Consider the following 18,558-nt stretch of genomic DNA (forward strand, 5'->3'; position numbering starts at 1 on the left):
CCTATTGTTGGGGCCCTAAATGCCGAGTCCAAGCAAAATGCAAGCCGCACACGAGTCCCTCAGGTGCTCGGCAACGTCCAAGCGAACTGGCGAGCGATGCAAAGGTCCTGCCGTCAAGGGGTGGTGCGTCTGTCGCTTTCATGGCGCTGGGGGCGGTCATGCACCCGGCAAGGATCACCCGTCCTGGCGGCATGGCATGCGGTCGCGTGAATGGATCGAGGCAAGGCGTGAAATTAATGAGATAGTGCGAGAGACGCGCAAGATCGAACGCATGCTTTAGCATTGTCGCCAGCCTTGTCTTGGTGCCTATTTCCAGGCTCTAATCTCAGGAAAGCACTAGACCTGGTTTGAGGCCGAGGCGGTCACGAAACTCCTGTGGAATGTCGCTCCAATACTCGACCAGCAGGTCTACCAGCTGTCTTCCGTTCACAAGCCCTATTCGTGGAAAATTGTGTTCGAAAGCTACATCAAGGGCCTTTGTCTGAAAGTCTGCGGTGGTAATGAAAGCGCCTTGGCCGTTTGCTGGGATGCTTGAGCGCAAGGCTTTTACGGTGCTTGCAGGGATGCGGGCGCCGCGTTTGTAGCGTTTTGCTTGAACGAATAGCTTTATCTTTGCCAAATTGGCGACATTCAATTCGCCGGTTACATCAACGCCGCCGTCGCCTATCTTACCAGTCACTTCGGAACCCTCGAAACCGAGTGCGGTGAGCAAATGCCCAATCAGGATTTCGAACTCCTTGTCATCCAGAGCCAGAACACGCTCCAGCACGCTTTCGTAGGGATCATACTCGGAAAGAGTTCTTTTCACCAATTCGCCGCGACCTGCGAGCTCAAGAACTTCATCTACTTGAGAGACGGAAAAGACCGTTAGCGATGAACGCATTGTATTTCCAAGCGGCACCGAAAGGCTGGATCGCCTGATTGGTTGTTGCGCCCACTTAACGACGCGACGATGGGGGTAGGGGCAGGTCGGATCATTCGATTCAAAGACGTAAGGCTCATCCAAGACGATACCGTGTTGAAGTATTTCAGTATCGCGGGACGGGGTTATCACCGTGTCCCCGGGTGAAATGTCGAACAAGAAGCGCGCAATCTGTCCGACCTGCTGTCCGACTACCACATTGCTTTTGTCTTCCGGGTAGTAGTCTCGGTAAAGCGGATATAGGTTTTCACGCCCGGTTACCGAACTCAGGTCGATCTTATCCAACCAGCCGATTGCAACGTAACCGCCTTTAAGAAATGCGTCTGTGAATTGACCGAACTCAGCTCTTACGCACCAGACGTTTGTCATGCCGCATACCTTTTCGCGTCGATCTTCTCAGCTTGTCCCAAGGCTGCCAGGCTTTCCAACAGCGGCTGCACGGCGGTCGTCCGCGCCCGCATGAAGCGGCGAGCGATTTGTTCGGGGGTGGCTTCGCCCATCTCGGAGAGCGCTTCGCGGACGGCGGCGATCTGGTCGGGGAGGGTTTTGGGCCAGGGGGCTTTCTCGACCTTGGCGGCGGGGCCGACGTCGAGTTCGGTTTGCCGGCCCTTGGCGGTCTGGCGGCCTTCGGGGTTCTGGTAGTCGGGGCGGAGCCAGCGAATGTGGCCGCGCGCCTCTTCCTCGGCGCGGGTCCTGTTGAGGGCAACGAGGCGGAAGAGGATGTCTTCGTCGCTCAAGTCCACAGGCCAGCCATAGGCCTCGGCGACGGCGGCGTCGATCCGGTCGTGCAGGTTCTTGAGGATGCCGATCAGGCCATGGTCGTAAATCTCGCGGTCTTTACCCTCGATAGTCTCTCCGGCGCGGAGCTTTTCCAGCACGTTGTACATTTGGGTCAGCGTCAGTTTGGGATGGGCGGCCTGCTGGCGTTTGCGGTGGGCGTCCAACTCCTCCCCTAGTGCGCGGAGACGGGTCCTCTGATCCTTGTTGGGTTCAGGGAAGGGGAAGGGGTCCAAGCAGCGTGACTTGTTGTACCTGGGATCGTTTCCGACACCTAGGCGCCCGCCTGCGGCCAATGACCAAACCACATGGATTCTGCTAGAAAGAACACCGAGCATAGCGGCATCGTCGAGGGCAATTGCGATCAACATGTGGTCCGGGAGCGTTTCGTTCGGCAGGAACTGAAACATGCGATGCTTCGAGGTTTCCACTGTGACGATGTATCGATCAATCGAACTGAGTGCAGGCCGAATGCGCTTGCGCGGTTCGCCGAATATCCACCAGTTATCCTTGAGCTTCGGGCGCCTGTTTGCATCTCGTTGCGGTTTCACTTCATTCAGCAGGTGCTGGTAAACCAATGGATAGGTTCTTGAAATTTCCTCTTCCGAGAACCCAAGCATGTCGATCAACCATAGATCACGGCTCGTTTGGTTTATGTCCCGCCCATTTCGATATGGCCGGATTTGTTTATCAAGTCCTTCCGCCGCTCCAAGGCCTAATTGCTTCGCTGTTTCGAGGGATACGATGAAACCCGAACCAGCCAGCATCATTCCATTTGATGAAAGGCCAGAATTAGACATCAGAGGCTTGCAGCCTGAGACATCGGCGCCAACCTGCAAGTTCGCGAAAACCTTACCGATTTGGTGGTTGAATGTGACCGGTCGCCCTTCCGCTTCGCTGGTTTCGTGTTTTCCCTCTGTTGCGATAGTCAGCAGCTGTCCGACGCGATTGCCATTCGCGCCCACTGTCATGGCTATCCGCACGGCTGCGCCATAGAGTGTATCGACCCAAGGGTGATCAGGAATGGCGAACAGGAGCGACAGGGGTTTTTTCGGGTCGTTCAGGTGGCGCTCTAGCACCCGGCGATTGAAGGTCTGGCGAAGCGAGTTGGTGGTGATCAGACCAAAGCGACGTGTGCCCTTGCCCTTCTTAGCTTCATATGAGCGCGCGGCCAACGCGGCCTTTTCCCACCAATACATGACGAAATCAGTGCTCTCGCCCAAGTTAGGATATGTTTCCCGCAATGCTTCTACATAGCCGTCTCCCAACGCCTCTCGCATACGTTTGTCGCCAATGAAAGGCGGGTTGCCGACGATGAAATCGGCGCGAGGCCATTGAGTGGCTTTGGGTCGGACGTAATCATAGACCTGCACCCGTGCGGCTGGGTCGGGCACTTCCTCGCCCGTCACAGGATGGCGCATGGTGGTTACGCCGTCCCAACGGGTGACGGGATTGCTATTGGCATCCATGCGCGGGGTTCGGTCGGACCATTCCAGCACGGCGTCGCCCTGGGCGATGTTCTTAAAGTCGCGCAGCACCGGTTCGGAGGGCGCCGCCGTGCCGTGGGTGCGGAAGTGCCATTGCAGGTAGCCGATCCACAGCACCAGCTCGGCCACGTTGGCGGCCCAGGGGTTGAGCTCGATGCCGAGAAACTGGTGCGGGTCGACGGTGATCAGCGGGCGGGTGTCGCCCAGTTCCTCCATCAGTGCGGTGACCTCGCCCTCCAACCGCTTCATCATTTCCAGCGCGACATAGAGGAAGTTGCCCGACCCGCAGGCGGGGTCGAGCACGGTGGTCTCGCAGAGCTGGTGGTGGAAGTCGCGGACCAGCTTGAGTGCCTCGTCGGGTTTGCCGTCCTCGGTCAGGCGCTGGACGGCGGTCTGAACGTCGCGCCAATCGTCGCGCAGGGGTTCGATGATGGTGGGCGTGACCAGCCGCTGGACATAGGTGCGGGGCGTGTAATGCGCTCCGAGCTTGTGGCGCTGGCGCTTGTCGAGGGCGCGTTCCAGCAGGGTGCCGAAGATCGCCGGTTCGACCTGTTTCCAGTCGGCCTCGGCCGCCTCGATCAGCAGACCCAGTTGCAGGTTGTTGAGCGGCAGGGCGGAGGAGTTTCGGAATAGGCCACCATTGAATTTCCTGACCTTCGTCAAGAAGGCATGGGCGAAATCGCCCTTGTCCATTGCCTCCCACAATCCCGCCAGCGTAGGTTCCGCGTCTTGCGGGTGGCCCCGGAGTTTGTGCAACAGGTCGGTGAAGCTGTTCTTCGGGATAAGGTCTACGTCTTCCGCGAACATCGAGAACAGGCAGCGCATGAGGAAGCGGGCAACGGTTTCGCTGTCGTGCCCTTGGCCTTCGAAGCTTTTCCCCAACTCGGCAAGGTGGGCGGCAATGTCGCGCGTGACCTCGGCGGACTTGAGCGAGGGGTCGAGGCTGTAAGGATCGTTCCAGATGGTGCGCAGCAGATCGCGGGTTTCTTCGCTTCGTATTTGGTCAAGGGGGATGCGGTATCGGTTGCCATCGGGGAACTGGTTATAACCCTGCCCTTGGCGCGAAAAGTCGGCGTATAGCTCTATGACGTGCCCGACATCCATGATCATCAGAAACGGGGGCCAGCCGTCTTCTTTGGATACAGCGCGGGCATAACTGTCTGCCTGGTTCCGAGCTTTCAGCATCGTGTCATCGAAACCGGACGTTCCCCGCTTCCCGTGGCCGGGCTGAATCGGTGCCTCTTTTTCGGTTAGCAGCGAAAGCTGGTCTTTGTTTTCCTTGTTCGCCTTGTGGCTACCCTGCTTGGCTTCGAGAACGAAACAGCCCTTCCGATAGAGATCGACTCGCCCTCGCCTTTCGCGGCCAGTGTGCGTGAAGGTCACGGGCCTTTCGAAGCGATAGTCATTGTTTTGACCATCGGCGTCGGCAACCTTGATCGGTTCCAATCCGAGAAGCTGCACCAGTTCCCCAGCGAAGCTCTGGAAATTTGCCATTTCATTGCCGCCGGATTTCTTCCAGCGCTCAATGAACTCTTCGATTTCGTGATTCACACTTTCACCAGCGGCTCAATCTTTGCGTGAATTTTGCCGGTATTGGGCTTGCGAACAACCTAAATCATTGCTGGCGCAAGCCGAGTGTTGGGGGAAATGTGGGGAAGCATCGGGCCAAAATGAAAAACCTTAGCGGTTTCAGTATTTTAAAGGGGAGATTTGGTGGAGCCTAGGGGAGTCGAACCCCTGACCTCTTGCATGCCATGCAAGCGCTCTCCCAACTGAGCTAAGGCCCCATCTGCCGCGGGCATGCGCCCACTGGCGGCTAATTAGGCAAAGGGCGCGGCGGGATCAAGCCCAAAATGCCGCGCCTTCGGCTTTTCGTTTAGTCCTCGTCGTCCGAAGCGACATCGGCGATTTCGTCAAGCGAGACATTGTCGTCATCGTCATCATCGAGCACATCATCGTCGATATCGACATCGACATCCTCGTCTTCGAGACTATCCAGTTCCAGTTCTTCTTCGGGTTCTTTCGCTTTTTTGCTGGCTGCGTCTTCGGCATCGGCGGCGATCATCGACCGCTTGCCGGTGTCGAACGCGAGTACTTCGCCAGTGTAGGGGCTGACGATCGGATCGCGGTTGAGGTCGTAGAAACGCTTGCCGGTGGTCGGGCAGACACGTTTGACGCCCCATTCTTCCTTGGGCATGGGATTCCCTTTCGAGATTCTCTTGTCTTGTCGACGATCCGCGCCAACTGCCATAACATGACCGAGGTGTCAAAGGCTTTCCTGACCGGAAAGCGAGGCAGGGGGCACGTGCATGAACCGACATGTATTGCCAGGCGAACCGCCGGTGGAAATCACGCTGCGCCGCTCGGCGCGGGCGCGGCGGATTTCGTTGCGTGTTTCGGGAGTTGACGGACGCGTGACGCTGACCCTTCCGAAGGGCGCGAGCGAACGCGAGGCACTTGAATTTGCCGGTGAGAAAGCCTCCTGGCTGCGTGGCCATCTCGAGCGGCGCCCCGACGAGGTAAGGGTCGCGCACGGGGCTGAGTTGCCATTTCGCGGACAGACTCTGAGCGTGGTGTCCGGCCCGGGCCGCGCGGTGCGGCTGGGTTCGCGCGAAATCGCTGTGCCCGGGGCACCCGACCGGGTCGGCGCGCGTGTTCTGGGATTCCTGAAAGAGGCAGCGCGGGCGCGGCTGGCCGAAGCGTCCGACCGTCACGCTGCGGCGCTGGGACGCAGCTATGCCAGGCTCACACTCCGCGACACGCGGTCGCGATGGGGGTCTTGCTCGGCACATGGCGGGCTGATGTATTCCTGGCGGCTAATCATGGCGCCGGATTCGGTGCTCGACTACGTTGCGGCGCACGAAGTGGCGCATCTGGAAGAGATGAACCATTCGGCGCAATTCTGGGCGGTGGTCGATCGGCTCTATGGCGATCACGGGGAACCGCGCCGGTGGCTGCGCGAGAATGGCGCGGCATTGCACCGTTATCGGTTCTGACCCGCACCGGCCGAGCGGTTTGATCCGGGACAAGGCAACCGGGTGTTGACCCCGTATCATCGCCTTGGATGTAGGGAGGATGGCGATGGAACATGGATTTCCTGCGGTTGCGGGCCTGGTGTCCGGGCGGGCCGGTGCGCTGGCAATGTCGGCGATCAAGGAGATGTCGATCCTGAGCGCCAAGATCCCCGACGCGGCCTCGCTGGCCTGGGGGTTACCGTCATTCCCGACCCCGGCCCCGATTCGTGCGGCGGTGGCCGCGGCGCTGGAGCAGGACCCGAAAGTCGGCATGTATGCGTTGCCCGGCGGATTGCCCGAGCTCCTGACCGCTGCCGCAGAGGAACACGCCCGCCGCACCGGGATACGGGTCGACCCCGAGCGGCGGGTGCTGATCACAGCCGGCAACATGGAGGGGTTGCAGGTGCTGTTCCAGGCTCTGATCGATCACGGAGACGAGATCATCGTCACCGACCCGGGCTTCGTGTCGCATATCAGCCAGATCGAATTCAGCGGCGGCCGGCCGGTGTTCTGGAAGATGGACGAGGCCCGGGGGTGGGACCTCGATATCGAGGCGCTGCCCGGTCTGATCACCGACAGGACCAAGGCAATCGTCCTGGTGAACCCGTCCAATCCGACCGGCGCGATTCTGTCGGAGACGACGCTTCGGGCGGCGGCGAAGATCGCACGCGATCATGGCCTTCTGATAATCATCGACGATCCCTACAGCCCGTTCGTCTATGACGATCCCGAAGGGGTTTTCCACCTTGCCTCGGTGCCGGAGTTCGCCAGCCACGTCGCCTATCTCTTCACTTTTTCAAAGGCCTATGCGATGAGCGGTTGGCGGGCGGCCTATATGGTGCTGCCAGAGGCGCTGCGCACCGAGGCGGTGAAGATCCACGATCTCACCATGATCTGCACGCCGCGAATCAGCCAGGTTGCGGCGCATGCGGCGCTGACCACACCGGCCATGCACCTGGACGAGTTCCGCGCCATCCTGAACCGCCGTCGGACCCTGATTTGCGAGCGGCTCGACGGGGTCAGCCATGTCTTTGACTATGTCCGGCCGCAGGGCGCCTATTACGTCTTCCCGAAAATCCTGGTCGAGCATGACAGCGACCGGCAATTCGCTCTCGACCTATTGGAGAAAGCGCATGTCACGGTCACGCCCGGCAGCGCCTTCGGACCGTCGGGGTCGGGCCATGTGCGCATGGCCTTTTGTGTCGAGGACGACATGATCAATCGCGCCTTTGACCGGATTGAAACGTATTTCGGGCGCTGAGAGATCATCGGGCTCTGCTTTGCCCGTTGACGTGCGCGGGATTTGTGATCACAGATGAAACATGCTGGCCCAGACCCGTTCCGACCCCGCCGCCTCGGCCCATGACCGCGTCTTTCGCGGGTTGAGGACCCGTATCATGCATGGCGACATGCTGCCGGGGCAGGCACTGACCCTGCGCGGCATCGGCAAGGAGTTCGGCGTGTCGATGACCCCGGCGCGCGAGGCGGTGCGGCGGCTGGTGGCGGAAGGTGCGTTGAGCATGTCAGCCTCGGGCCGGGTGGCGACGCCGGAGCTCAGCCATGACCGGATCGAGGAACTCGCCGCACTCAGGACGCTGATCGAGGTTGAACTGGCCAGCCGCGCCCTGCCGCGCGCGCACATGGCGCTGATCGAGCGTTTGCAGACCATCAATTCCGGCCTGACCGAGATGATCCAGCGGCAGGACCCGGTCGGCTATATCCGCACTAATCTCGAGTTCCACCGTACGCTCTATCTGCGGGCGCAGGCGCCGGCGATGCTGGCGTTGACCGAGACCGTCTGGCTGCAACTGGGCCCGACCATGCGACAGCATTACGGGCGGCTCAAGCGCAAGGCGCTGCCGCCGTACCACCGGATGATCATCGCGGCGCTGCGCGCCGGTGACGAGCCGGGGTTGCGGCTGGCGGTGCGGTCGGACGTGACGCAGGGTTTGAAGATGCTGCTGAGCTGAGTCATGAGCGAGGAGCAGGATCTGATCCTCATCGTACTGGGCGGGCTGTTCCTGGCCGGGCTGGCGGCGGATTCGCTGGGCCATCGCACCCGCCTGCCGCGGGTCACGTTGTTGCTGGCCTGCGGCATCGTTGTCGGGCGTTCGGGGTTCGACCTGATTCCGCCATCGGTGCGCGACTGGTACGAATTCCTCTCGGTGGTGGCGCTGACCATGGTCGCTTTTCTGCTTGGCAACACGCTCGAGGCCAAAACCCTGCGCCAATCCGGGAAGGCGATCTTTTCGGTCTCGCTTGCCATCGTGATCGCCACCGTTGCAATCGTGACTATGGGGCTCTGGGCGTTGGGGGTGCCGCCCGCAGCGGCGCTGCTTCTGGGCGGGATCGCCACCGCAACCGACCCGGCAGCAACACACGACGCCATCCGCCAGCGGGCACTGAGCACGCCGTTCGCCACCCGGGTCGAGACCATTGTCGCGATCGACGACGCTTGGGGACTGGTTGCTTTCGCGCTTGTGGCGGTGCTGGCGCATGGCATGACCGGGCAGTTCGAGATCGGTCTGTTGTTCGAGGCGCTGCGCGAAATCGGGCTGTCCATCGGGATCGGCATCGCGATCGGCGGGCCGGCGGCGGTGCTGACCGGGCGGCTGAAGAAAGGCGAGCCGCTTCAGACCGAGGCGCTGGGGGTGGTGTTTCTTTGCGCCGGGCTGGCGCTTTGGCTGGATGTCTCGTTCCTGATCACCGGCATGGTGGCCGGTACGGTGGTGGCCAATTTTGCCCGCCACCATGACCGCGCGTTCAACGAGATCGAGCATCTGCAATGGCCGTTCATGATGCTGTTTTTCCTGCTCGCCGGGGCATCGCTGGAAATCGGGGCACTGGTGCAGATCGGGCTGGTCGGTGTGGCCTATATCGTTCTGAGAATCATCGCGCGGATCGCTGGTGGCTGGATAGGTGCACGGCTGGCGGACGTGCCAGCGCGGGAACGGCCCTGGTACGGCCCGGCGTTGCTCGCGCAGGCAGGGGTGGCCGTGGGCATGGCGCTGGTCGCGGCGCAGGAGATGCCGCAACATGGCGACCTGATCCTGACACTGGTGATCGGAACGACGGTGTTCTTCGAAATCCTCGGGCCGGTGGCGACAGCTCTGGCGGTGCGCAGGGCCGGATGATCGCCATGTCCCTGCCGTAATTCGGCCGGGGTTGCAGATCATGTTGGCGCCATGATCGAGCAGACCCGAAAAAAAACCCACTGGCCGCGGAATCTAGGGGATGTGGCCTATCGCATCGGGCTGCTGCGCCGAGTGATTCTCATGTGCGTCTACACCGTTGCCCTGGGCCTTGTCGTGGGCGTGGCGGTACATGGCGGCGGGCTCTACTTCTCGAGCCTCATCGGTCTGGTCCTGGTCATAGGCGTGACCGTCGCCGTCTCGGCCCTGCACGCGGTTGCCTTTCCGTCAGGTACGATGGATGCCCTTGCGCTTTCGATCACGGCCGCCATTTGGATCATTTGCCTGCCGTTCCTGACCCCGTATTTCGACGGTCGGTCGCCGCTGCCGGGGCTGGTGCTTGTCGTGCTTGGGCCGGTGCTGACCTGGCTGGCGGTGGCGTGGCTGCTCGTGCAGCTCGTTCAGGCATTGCCACGTGGCAAGAAAACGATCCGGATCAGCCGCACGGTGCCGGTTTCGGCCGAGGCATTGGGCGAGCATTTGCTGGATCAACCCAACCGCCGGACGGCGACACGGCGCACCGGACCCGTTGACCGGCACGGGTTCTTTCCGGTCTGGTACGGTTTTGCTCACCCCAACGAAGCGACCGGGTTCGAGGCATCGGACGACCGCGTGGTCTGGGATAGGTCGCCGGATATCTACGTCAAGCTTCTCGAAGAGGGGCCGCTGTTCCAGGTGTCGCATGCCTTCGAGGCGGGAAAGGCCGGTCTAAATGGCGGCGGGGCCCGCTGGTCGGTCGTTGCCCGCACCCAGATCGAGCCGATCACCGATTCGCGCTGCCGGCTGACCAGTGAAGAACGTTACCACGGTTGGGAGGCGAGCACCTCGGTCATGGCCTGGTTGAACGATTATGAACGCGACCAGTTCCGCGAAATCGTGGATGCGGTCAATGGTGTCCCCAGCCCTGCCGTCCGGCGGTTGCCGCAGGTGACGCTGATGTCGGTAATCGCGAGCAAGATCGCGCAGATCGCCGACGCGCCGTCAGGCGGCGAGACCTTTTGAGCCAAGATCCAGGAATTTCTTCCGCCGGTCCTTGATCAGCTTTTTCGGACTCCTGCCATCAAGCTCGGCCAGCATCGAGGCGATGGCGGCGCCGACCGCGTCAATCGTGGACGCGCGGTCACGATGAGCCCCGCCCATCGGTTCGCGGATGATCCGGTCGGTCACGCCCAGTTTCTCGAGATCCTGGGCGGTGAGACGCAGCGCCTCGGCGGCCTCGCGCATCTTCTCGCTGTCCTTCCACAGGATCGAGGCGCAGCCTTCGGGCGAGATGACCGAATAGATCGAATGTTCCAGCATCGCCACCCGGTCGGCGGTGGCAAAGGCCACAGCGCCGCCCGAGCCGCCTTCGCCGATGATGACCGAGATCAGCGGCACGCCGATTTGCAGGCATTTCTCAGTCGAGCGCGCGATCGCTTCGGACTGGCCGCGTTCCTCGGCGCCCTTGCCGGGATAGGCGCCGGCGGTATCGACGAGGGTAATGAGCGGAAGGCCGAAGCGGTCGGCCAGATCCATCAGGCGCACCGCCTTGCGGTAGCCTTCGGGCCGGGCCATGCCGAAATTGTGCAGGATGCGGGACTTGGTGTCATGGCCCTTTTCGTGGCCGATCACCATGACCGGCGTATCGTTGAACCGTGCCAGCCCGCCCATCACGGCGTGGTCATCGGCAAAGTTCCGGTCGCCTGCCAGCGGCGTGTATTCGGTGAACAGCGTCTTGATGTAGTCGCGGCAATGCGGCCTTTCGGGGTGGCGCGCGACCTGACATTTCCTCCAGGGCGTTAGCTTGCCGTAGAGTTCCTTGAGAAGCTCGGCGGCTTTCTTGTCGAGCGCGGCGGCTTCGGACTCGACATCCATTTCCTCGTTGGCCCGCGCCATGGCGCGCAGCTCTTCCGCCTTGCCTTCGATTTCAGCCAGCGGTTTCTCGAAGTCGAGGTAGTTGGTCATCGCATGCTCCTGCGCCGCATTGCAGGCTATATGGCCGCAAGCCGCTCGCGATGCAACTCCGCAAGATTTGTTCAGTCGGGCCATGGCAGATAGGCTGGGTGAAAGGCAAAGGGCTGAGCGATGCGCGCCAACTAAGAAAAACGGATGTTGCGGGTGCTGGAATACATTCACACCAACCCGGCCGGCGATCTGCCGCTCGATGCGCTGGCCGATGTCGCGGCGATGAGTCGGATTCACTGTCGCCGCGTGTTTCACGCCATGACCGGCGAGACCTGTGCCGAGGCCGTGCGCCGCAGCCGGCTCAGTCGGCCGGCTTGCTGGCTGGTGCAGTCCGACTGGCCGGCCACCGAGTTGCGCGCCTATGCCGTGTTCGAACTGGCAGAGGGGGTGGCAATGTCCGAGGGGTTCGAGCCTGTCGACATCCCCGGCGGGCGAGTGGCGCGGTTGCGATTCCGCGGGCCCAGTGCCGGGCTGCACCGTGGCCATGACCACCTGTTCGGCGGCTGCCGTGGTCGGAGAGCGACCCCGGCGATGCGCCGGCCTATGTGGTTTTTCTCAACACGCCGGTCGATGCGCCACCGGCCGATCTGCTGACCGATATCTGCCTGCCGCTTAGGAACTGACGCCATGACCAAGCTGGATTTCAAGAAGACCGACAAACCGCTCTATACCGCGCCCCGTGAAGGCTGGGCGCGTGTGCAGCTGCCCGGGATGACATTCCTGATGATCGATGGGCAGGGCGACCCGAACGGCCCGGAATATGCCGCGGCGCTAAAGGCGCTTTACCCGATGGCCTACGGCGTGAAATTCGCCGAGAAGGATGCGGGCCGCGATTTCGCGGTGCCGCCGCTCGAGGCGCTGTGGTGGGCCGACGACATGACGGCCTTTGTGTCGGCAGACCGGGCGCACTGGCGCTGGACGGCGATGCTGCGGGTGCCGGACGCGGTGACATCGGATTTGGTGAAAACGGTGCGCGAGACGGTGGCGACCAAGCAGGCGAAGAAGACGGACGGCGCCGATCCTGACTTGCTCCGCGTGATACGGCTTGAGCGGTTTGCCGAGGGAGATTGCCTGCAACGGTTGCACCTGGGACCTTACACCGACGAGGCACCCGTGCTGGCCGACCTGCACGACAAGGTGATGCCGGGCCTCGGCTTGACCTTCGGTGGCAAGCATCACGAGATCTATCTCTCCGACCCGCGCCGGGTGGCCCCGGAAAAGCTCAGGACCATCCTGCGCCAGCCGGTAAAGCCATCATGAGCGCGCCCGGCCTGCCGCCCGATGTCGAGGCCGCGTTTGCCGCGTTTCCGGCGTCTGCCCGCGCGGGCGGGCTGGCGCTGCGCGATCTGGTGTTCGAGGTCGCCGCCCGGACGCCGGAAGCGGGGCCGATTTCCGAGGACCTGCGCTGGGGCGAGCCTGCCTATCTGACCGCGCAGACGCGGTCGGGGACGACGATCCGCATTGGTGCGCCGAAAACAGGTGGATATGGTCTCTTTGTCAATTGCCGCACGTCACTGATCGAAGAGTTCCGAGAAATGGCGCCGCACCTGCGTTTCGATGGCCGGCGCGGGGTGTTGTTTGCCGACCGCGACCGCCCGGATCGCGTGGCGTTGGCGATGCTGATCCGAGCGGCGCTGACGTATCACCTCCGAAAGGCGTAGAGTTTGCTGAGGTCGGTCAACCGAACCGGGGCAACAGGCCGGGCTGGCCGAGGTTTGTCCAATGACCTCCTGTTTCAATCGGCGGTCCTGAGATTGCTTGAAGCGAGAGGTGTCCCAGACGGCCCGGTATCAACACGCCAGCGCGGTGCGCAGGGCAATCTCGGGCGTGGCCAGCACCGGGCGATTCAGATCGCCCAGAAGGCCTGCCGCCCCATCCATCGAGGCCTGCGCCAGAACCACGCTGCCCCGTGGTTGGGTCGCTCGGACGGTTTCGGCGATCATCTGCCGGAACGCAGTTTCGTTGCCCGATTCGAATAGCGGCCACGCTTCGGACACGAACAATGTCTCGATCCCGGCGCCATTGCCAGCGGCCTGCATTTCCTCTTCCAAAAGCGCGCGGCTGGGGGCCGCGGTGGTTTCGAGGCAATAGACCAGCATCACCGCGTCGCCCGCCCGCGCGGCGGTGCGCATGGCGGGACGGTCGATGCGGATGGCGCCGGCCCTCTCGGCCGCCGCCCCCAGCGTCGAACAGGTGCAGAGCAGCGGACTTTCCCTCACCGCCTGTGCCACCGCAGCGGCGATCTCCGGCGTTACGCCGTCGGTCCGGGCGCGCTCCAGCAGATCTTCGCGCACGACGTGATGCAGCTCGGCGTGCGGCGCAATCCGGTCGCGCAGCGCGTTGAACCGGACGACATGCACGGGCGACGTGTGCAAGAGTGTCAATTTCATCCTAGCTCGCAGGGTACAGCACCGGGACGAGCGTCGCCACCAGCAAGGCCGCCATGCTCCAGTTGAAGGCTTTCAACCGCGTCGGGTTGGTCAGAAACCAGCGCATCTGCTGGCCGATAACCGTCCAGGTGCTGACCGAAGGCAGGTTGATTGCTCCGAAAATCACCGCCACCAGCCCGATTGCCGCCAGGCTGCGATCGGGCGCGTAGAGAGACACCGCGGTCACCGCCATCGACCAGGCCTTGGGATTGACCCATTGAAACAACGCCGCCTGCAGGAATGTCAGAGGTCGCCCGGTCCTGCCACCGCCCTCGGGGGGTGCCGCCCGCGCGATCCGCCACGCCAGCCACAGGAGGTAGCCGACGCTGAAGACCTTGAGCACCAAGTGGCTCAGCGGCCAGAGGTCGAAGACGCGGATCAAGCCCACGCCCACCAGCACGACCATCACGGTAAAGCCGATGCCGATCCCCAGCATGTGCGGGATGGTGCGGCGGAACCCGAAATTGGCGCCCGAGGCCATCAGCATCAGGTTGTTCGGCCCCGGGGTGATCGACGAGACGAAGGCGAAGCCAACAAGCGCGGAGAGCAGGTCAACGGACATGGCGGCAGACTAGGCGCGAATGGGCGGCATGGAATTGCAAATTCGTGCGCTATCGCGGTACTCTTGCAATCAATGACGAAGATGGATGACCTGAACCGCAGGATATTGCGTGAACTGATCCGCGATGGCCGGATCAGCAATCTCGATCTGGCCGACCGGGTTGGGTTGTCGCCGTCGGCCTGTCTCAGGCGCGTGCAAGAGCTTGAACGGTCCGGGGTGATCAAGGGCTACCGGGCCGTTCTCGACGGCGACAAGCTGGGGCTGGGTTTCGTGGCCTATGTCACCGTCGGTCTGAGTCAGCATAGCAAAGCGGCGCAGGAGGCGTTCGAACGGGCGGTGGCGCGGGCACCGGAAGTGCGCGAGTGCCACAACGTGACGGGCAGCGTCGAATACCTGCTCAGGGTCGAGGCTGCAGACCTCGCCGCTTACAAGGCGTTTCACACCGAGGTTCTGGGCACGGTACCGGGGGTGAATTCGATCACCTCCCTGGTGGTGATGGGGTCGCCCAAGGACGAGCGGGCGTAAGGGGCAAGCGTATGCCGGGGATGACATTCTGGTTCGAATTCGCCTCGACCTATTCCTATCTTGCGGCGATGCGGATTGGACCACTGGCCCGAGATGCCGGGGTCGAGGTCAGGTGGCGGCCTTTTCTTCTGGGGCCGACTTTCCGAGCCCAGGGTTGGAATACTTCGCCTTTCAACATCTATGCGGCAAAAGGCCGGAACATGTGGCGCGACGTGGAACGGCAGGCGGCCGGGCTGGGGTTGCCGCCAGTGGTGCGGCCCGATCCCTTTCCGCAGAATGGACTCCTGGCCGCCCGGACGGCAACCTTCGGTGAGGGGGCGGCGTGGGGGCCGGGTTTCGTGCGCGCGGTCTTTACCGCGGAGTTCGCTGAGGGGCGCGACATCAGCGATCCGGCGGGTCTCGCAGCGTTGTTGGACGGGCTTGGGCAACCCGGGCACGAAATCCTCGCCCGCGCCGGAACCGACCAGTCGGTGAAGGACCGGCTGCGCCTGGTCACCGATGACGCGCAGGCGCAGGGGATCTTCGGGGCCCCGAGCTTCGTGCCTGACGACGGCGAACTGTTCTGGGGGAACGATCGCCTTGAAGAAGCACTGGCCTGGGCCGCAGCGGGGTAAGACCGCGAGAACGTCGCAGTCCGGACGCGGTAAAGGGTCGCCCGGTAACCAGGGCGGTCGGTTGTCCAGCGCAAGTGAGCGCGGTCAGACCTGGCGCACCGCACCTTTCGAGGCCGAGGTGGTGAGCGCGGCATAGGCGCGGAGCGCGCCGGAGACCTTGCGTTTGCGTTGCTCTTCCGGCTGCCAGCCTTTCGCGTCGCGGGCCTTGCGGCGTGTGGCAAGCGTGGCCTCGTCAACGGCGAGATTGATGGACCGGTTCGGAATGTCGATCTCGATCAGATCGCCTTCCTCGACCAGGCCGATGGTGCCGCCTTCAGCCGCCTCGGGCGACACATGGCCAATCGAGAGCCCCGAGGTGGCGCCGGAGAAACGGCCATCGGTGACAAGCGCACAGGCTTTGCCGAGACCTTTGGATTTCAGATACGAGGTCGGGTAGAGCATCTCCTGCATCCCCGGCCCGCCGCGCGGGCCTTCGTAGCGGATCACCACGATATCGCCTTCGACGATCTTGCCGGTCAGGATCGCGTTCACGGCGGAATCCTGAGATTCGAAAATGCGCGCCGGACCCGAGAAGGTCAGGATCGACTCGTCCACACCGGCGGTTTTCACGACGCAGCCATCCTCGGCCAGGTTGCCGTAGAGCACGGCGAGGCCGCCATCCTGGCTGAACGCGTTGGCCTGGTCCCGAATCACGCCGCCGGCGCGGTCGAGGTCCAGCGCGTCATAGCGGCGGCTTTGCGAAAACGCGGTCTGGGTCGGCACGCCACCGGGGGCGGCACGGTAGAACTCGTGCACCGCCGGATCATTGGTCCGGGCCACGTCCCATTTGTTGAGCGCGTCGGCGAGGGTCGGCTCGTGCACCGTACTGACCGAGGTGTTCAAAAGCCCGGCGCGGTCGAGCTCGCCCAGGATGGCCATGATGCCGCCGGCGCGGTGCACGTCTTCCATGTGCACGTCGGATTTGGCGGGCGCCACCTTGCACAGGCAGGGAACCTGGCGCGACAGGCGGTCGATATCGGACTGGTCGAAATCGACCTCGCCTTCGACCGCCGCCGCCAGCAGGTGCAGGATGGTGTTGGTCGAGCCGCCCATGGCGATGTCGAGTGACATGGCGTTTTCGAACGCGGTTTTCGAGGCGATCGAGCGTGGCAGAACCGACGTGTCGTCATCTTCGTAGAAGCGTTTGCACAGGTCCACGATGCGACTGCCCGCCTGAAGGAAGATCGGCTTGCGGTCGGCATGGGTGGCCAGCATCGAGCCGTTGCCGGGCAGGGCAAGGCCGAGCGCCTCGGCCAGACAGTTCATCGAGTTGGCGGTGAACATGCCGGAGCACGACCCGCAGGTCGGGCAGGCCGAGCGTTCATAGGCGTTCACATCGGCGTCAGACATGCTGTCATCGGCGGCGGCGACCATGGCGTCGACCAGATCGACAGCCTTTTCGACACCGTTTTCCAGCACCACCTTGCCGGCTTCCATCGGTCCGCCCGAAACGAAAATCGCCGGGATGTTGAGCCGCATGGCGGCCATCAGCATACCCGGCGTGATCTTGTCGCAGTTCGAGATGCAGACCATGGCGTCGGCGCAATGGGCGTTGACCATGTATTCGACGCTGTCGGCGATGATCTCGCGCGAGGGCAGTGAATACAGCATCCCGTCGTGGCCCATGGCGATGCCGTCATCGACCGCGATGGTGTTGAATTCCTTGGCGACGCCGCCCGCCGCCTCGACCTCGCGCGCGACCATCTGGCCCAAGTCCTTGAGGTGGACATGGCCCGGCACGAACTGGGTGAAGCTGTTGACGATGGCGATGATCGGCTTGCCGAAATCGCTGTCGGTCATGCCGGTGGCGCGCCACAGGCCGCGGGCGCCGGCCATGTTGCGGCCGTGGGTCGAGGTGCGGGAACGGAGTCTGGGCATGGAAGCCTCCCTTGGGATTCGTCCGCCATGGTTTAGCGGGCAGCGCGGGCAGGCTCAAGCAGTGCCGGGTGCGGGCCGATTGAGATGGGCCGGGAAAAGGCGCAAACTGTCCGAAATCGGATACCGCGCAAGAAAGGGGCAAAGTCATGAAGGCCGTTGTTCAGGACAGATATGGAGGCCCGGAGGTTCTGCGGCTGTCCGATCTGCCGGTGCCCGAGCCGGACAAGGGCGAGATCCGGGTGCGCGTTCTGGCTTGTGCCGTGAACCTATCCGACTGGGAATACCTGACCGGATCGCCGTTCTATGCTCGCATGGTCGGCGGGCTGCTGCGTCCGAAAAGGGCCGTTCTGGGATCGGACATCGTCGGTCTCGTCGATGCGCTTGGCCCGGGAGTAACCGGATTTACCGACGGTCAACGAGTCATGGGCGATCTGGTGATGCAGCGCGGCGGGTTTGCCGAGCTTGCCTGCGTGCGGGCCGATCACGTGGTCCCCGTGCCCGGGGCGCTTTCCGACGAGACCGCCGCCTGCCTGCCGCAGGCCGGCGGCATCGCGGTGGCCGGCACCGAGGGGCTGCGCGCCGGGGATCGGTTGCTGATCAACGGGGCGGGTGGCGGCTCGGGCACGATGGCTTTGCAGCTGGCCAAGGCGGCGGGCGCACATGTCACCGCGGTCGACAACGCCGGCAAGACTGGCTGGCTACGCGACCTCGGCGCCGACGAGGTGATCGATTACCGCGAGCGGGATTTCACCGAAACGGACGAGACCTGGAACCGTATCCTCGACATGGTGGCGACCCGCGGCCCAAGCCGGATTGCGCGGGCGCTGGCGTCGGGTGGGGTCTACCGCGCGGTGGGCGGCGAGGTGAGTGTTCTCCTGCGCCTTATTCTGGGTGGGCTGCGGTTTCGGTTTCAGAAGAAATCGATCGGCTTGCTGATGGTGCCCTCGGGGGCCGAATTGACCGCGCGGGTGGCACAGATGGCGGTCGGGGGCCGGATCACGCCGCATCTCGATGGCGTGTTCCCGCTGGAGGGCGTCCCCGAGGCGCTGGCGCGCACCGGGCAGGGCGAGGTCAAGGGCAAGCTGGTGATCCGGCCCGATCTGTGAGGGTTCGAGTCGTTTCAGAGTATCGGCACAGGGGGAAACAGTGTGCTATTGGCCTGGAGGGGTCATTGGT

Annotated in this window: 18 protein-coding genes and 1 tRNA gene; 11 read left to right on the top strand and 8 right to left on the bottom strand. The window is 63.0% G+C overall.

Annotated elements, in window-relative coordinates; genetic code table 11:
- Positions 1 to 325 precede the first annotated feature (325 nt).
- The 4 genes from NO357_RS07555 to NO357_RS07570 form a co-directional block, all read right to left on the bottom strand.
- Complete coding sequence (locus NO357_RS07555; RefSeq protein WP_306735026.1) at positions 326 to 1,291, bottom strand: restriction endonuclease; 966 nt, start codon at positions 1,289 to 1,291, stop codon at positions 326 to 328.
- The gene (locus tag NO357_RS07560; protein WP_306735027.1) at positions 1,288 to 4,737 is read right to left on the bottom strand and encodes a class I SAM-dependent DNA methyltransferase; all 3,450 of its coding nucleotides are present in this window, start codon (positions 4,735 to 4,737) and stop codon (positions 1,288 to 1,290) included. The genes NO357_RS07555 and NO357_RS07560 overlap by 4 nt, the downstream gene beginning before the upstream one ends.
- A gap of 160 nt (positions 4,738 to 4,897) precedes the next feature.
- Positions 4,898 to 4,973: transfer RNA gene (locus NO357_RS07565), tRNA-Ala, on the bottom strand.
- Between the two features lie 89 nt (positions 4,974 to 5,062).
- Positions 5,063 to 5,383: a TIGR02300 family protein gene (locus NO357_RS07570; RefSeq protein ID WP_306735028.1), complete on the bottom strand. Its 321-nt coding sequence runs from the start codon at positions 5,381 to 5,383 to the stop codon at positions 5,063 to 5,065.
- A gap of 112 nt (positions 5,384 to 5,495) precedes the next feature.
- Between NO357_RS07570 and NO357_RS07575 the strand changes: the two genes are divergently transcribed.
- The 5 genes from NO357_RS07575 to NO357_RS07595 all read left to right on the top strand — a co-directional run bounded on the left by NO357_RS07575 (position 5,496) and on the right by NO357_RS07595 (position 10,393).
- The gene (locus NO357_RS07575; protein WP_306735029.1) at positions 5,496 to 6,182 is read left to right on the top strand and encodes a M48 family metallopeptidase; all 687 of its coding nucleotides are present in this window, start codon (positions 5,496 to 5,498) and stop codon (positions 6,180 to 6,182) included.
- 85 nt (positions 6,183 to 6,267) lie between these two features.
- Positions 6,268 to 7,461 (top strand): pyridoxal phosphate-dependent aminotransferase, encoded by a 1,194-nt coding sequence (locus NO357_RS07580; protein WP_306735030.1) that lies wholly within the window; start codon positions 6,268 to 6,270, stop codon positions 7,459 to 7,461.
- Between the two features lie 61 nt (positions 7,462 to 7,522).
- On the top strand, positions 7,523 to 8,170 hold the full coding sequence (locus NO357_RS07585) for a GntR family transcriptional regulator (RefSeq protein ID WP_306735031.1): 648 nt from the start codon (positions 7,523 to 7,525) through the stop codon (positions 8,168 to 8,170).
- Between the two features lie 3 nt (positions 8,171 to 8,173).
- On the top strand, positions 8,174 to 9,334 hold the full coding sequence (locus NO357_RS07590) for a cation:proton antiporter (RefSeq protein ID WP_306735032.1): 1,161 nt from the start codon (positions 8,174 to 8,176) through the stop codon (positions 9,332 to 9,334).
- Positions 9,335 to 9,385: 51 nt separating this feature from the next.
- Positions 9,386 to 10,393 (top strand): hypothetical protein, encoded by a 1,008-nt coding sequence (locus tag NO357_RS07595; RefSeq protein ID WP_306735033.1) that lies wholly within the window; start codon positions 9,386 to 9,388, stop codon positions 10,391 to 10,393.
- On the opposite strand, the gene NO357_RS07600 is transcribed toward NO357_RS07595, so the two are convergent.
- Positions 10,373 to 11,335, bottom strand: a complete 963-nt coding sequence (locus NO357_RS07600; protein WP_306735034.1) for an acetyl-CoA carboxylase carboxyltransferase subunit alpha — start codon at positions 11,333 to 11,335, stop codon at positions 10,373 to 10,375. The two genes, NO357_RS07595 and NO357_RS07600, sit on opposite strands and share 21 nt — an antisense overlap.
- A 144-nt stretch (positions 11,336 to 11,479) precedes the next feature.
- Here NO357_RS07600 and NO357_RS07605 point away from each other — a divergent pair, with 144 nt between their 5' ends.
- Genes NO357_RS07605 through NO357_RS07615 form a run of 3 tightly spaced genes read left to right on the top strand, consistent with a single transcriptional unit; the run spans position 11,480 to position 12,996 of the window.
- Positions 11,480 to 11,929, top strand: a complete 450-nt coding sequence (locus NO357_RS07605; protein WP_306735035.1) for a helix-turn-helix domain-containing protein — start codon at positions 11,480 to 11,482, stop codon at positions 11,927 to 11,929.
- Positions 11,930 to 11,962: 33 nt separating this feature from the next.
- Positions 11,963 to 12,595 (top strand): GyrI-like domain-containing protein, encoded by a 633-nt coding sequence (locus tag NO357_RS07610; protein WP_306735036.1) that lies wholly within the window; start codon positions 11,963 to 11,965, stop codon positions 12,593 to 12,595.
- Complete coding sequence (locus NO357_RS07615; RefSeq protein WP_306735037.1) at positions 12,592 to 12,996, top strand: DUF1801 domain-containing protein; 405 nt, start codon at positions 12,592 to 12,594, stop codon at positions 12,994 to 12,996. The genes NO357_RS07610 and NO357_RS07615 overlap by 4 nt, the downstream gene beginning before the upstream one ends.
- A gap of 129 nt (positions 12,997 to 13,125) precedes the next feature.
- On the opposite strand, the gene NO357_RS07620 is transcribed toward NO357_RS07615, so the two are convergent.
- Together NO357_RS07620 and NO357_RS07625 are read right to left on the bottom strand one after the other, a co-directional pair.
- Positions 13,126 to 13,725, bottom strand: a complete 600-nt coding sequence (locus NO357_RS07620; RefSeq protein ID WP_306735038.1) for a hypothetical protein — start codon at positions 13,723 to 13,725, stop codon at positions 13,126 to 13,128.
- A 1-nt stretch (position 13,726) separates the two neighbouring features.
- Entirely contained in the window at positions 13,727 to 14,326 is a 600-nt protein-coding gene (locus NO357_RS07625; RefSeq protein ID WP_306735039.1) for a LysE family translocator, read from the bottom strand.
- Between the two features lie 81 nt (positions 14,327 to 14,407).
- On the opposite strand from NO357_RS07625, the gene NO357_RS07630 reads away from it, so the two are divergent.
- Positions 14,408 to 14,851, top strand: coding sequence for an Lrp/AsnC family transcriptional regulator (locus tag NO357_RS07630; protein WP_376744359.1), 444 nt, complete (start codon positions 14,408 to 14,410; stop codon positions 14,849 to 14,851).
- Between the two features lie 11 nt (positions 14,852 to 14,862).
- Positions 14,863 to 15,465 carry a 2-hydroxychromene-2-carboxylate isomerase gene (locus NO357_RS07635; protein ID WP_306735041.1) on the top strand — a complete coding sequence of 201 codons (603 nt, stop codon included), beginning with the start codon at positions 14,863 to 14,865 and terminating at the stop codon, positions 15,463 to 15,465.
- 84 nt (positions 15,466 to 15,549) lie between these two features.
- Here NO357_RS07635 and ilvD read toward each other — a convergent pair whose 3' ends face one another.
- Positions 15,550 to 17,382, bottom strand: a complete 1,833-nt coding sequence (gene ilvD, locus NO357_RS07640) for a dihydroxy-acid dehydratase (protein WP_306735042.1) — start codon at positions 17,380 to 17,382, stop codon at positions 15,550 to 15,552.
- 146 nt (positions 17,383 to 17,528) lie between these two features.
- Here ilvD and NO357_RS07645 point away from each other — a divergent pair, with 146 nt between their 5' ends.
- Complete coding sequence (locus tag NO357_RS07645) at positions 17,529 to 18,488, top strand: NAD(P)-dependent alcohol dehydrogenase (RefSeq protein WP_306735043.1); 960 nt, start codon at positions 17,529 to 17,531, stop codon at positions 18,486 to 18,488.
- The last annotated feature ends 70 nt before the right edge of the window (positions 18,489 to 18,558 follow it).

Origin of the sequence: Marimonas arenosa, assembly GCF_030848945.1 — a bacterium.
GTDB classification, from domain to species: Bacteria; Pseudomonadota; Alphaproteobacteria; order Rhodobacterales; family Rhodobacteraceae; genus Marimonas; species Marimonas arenosa.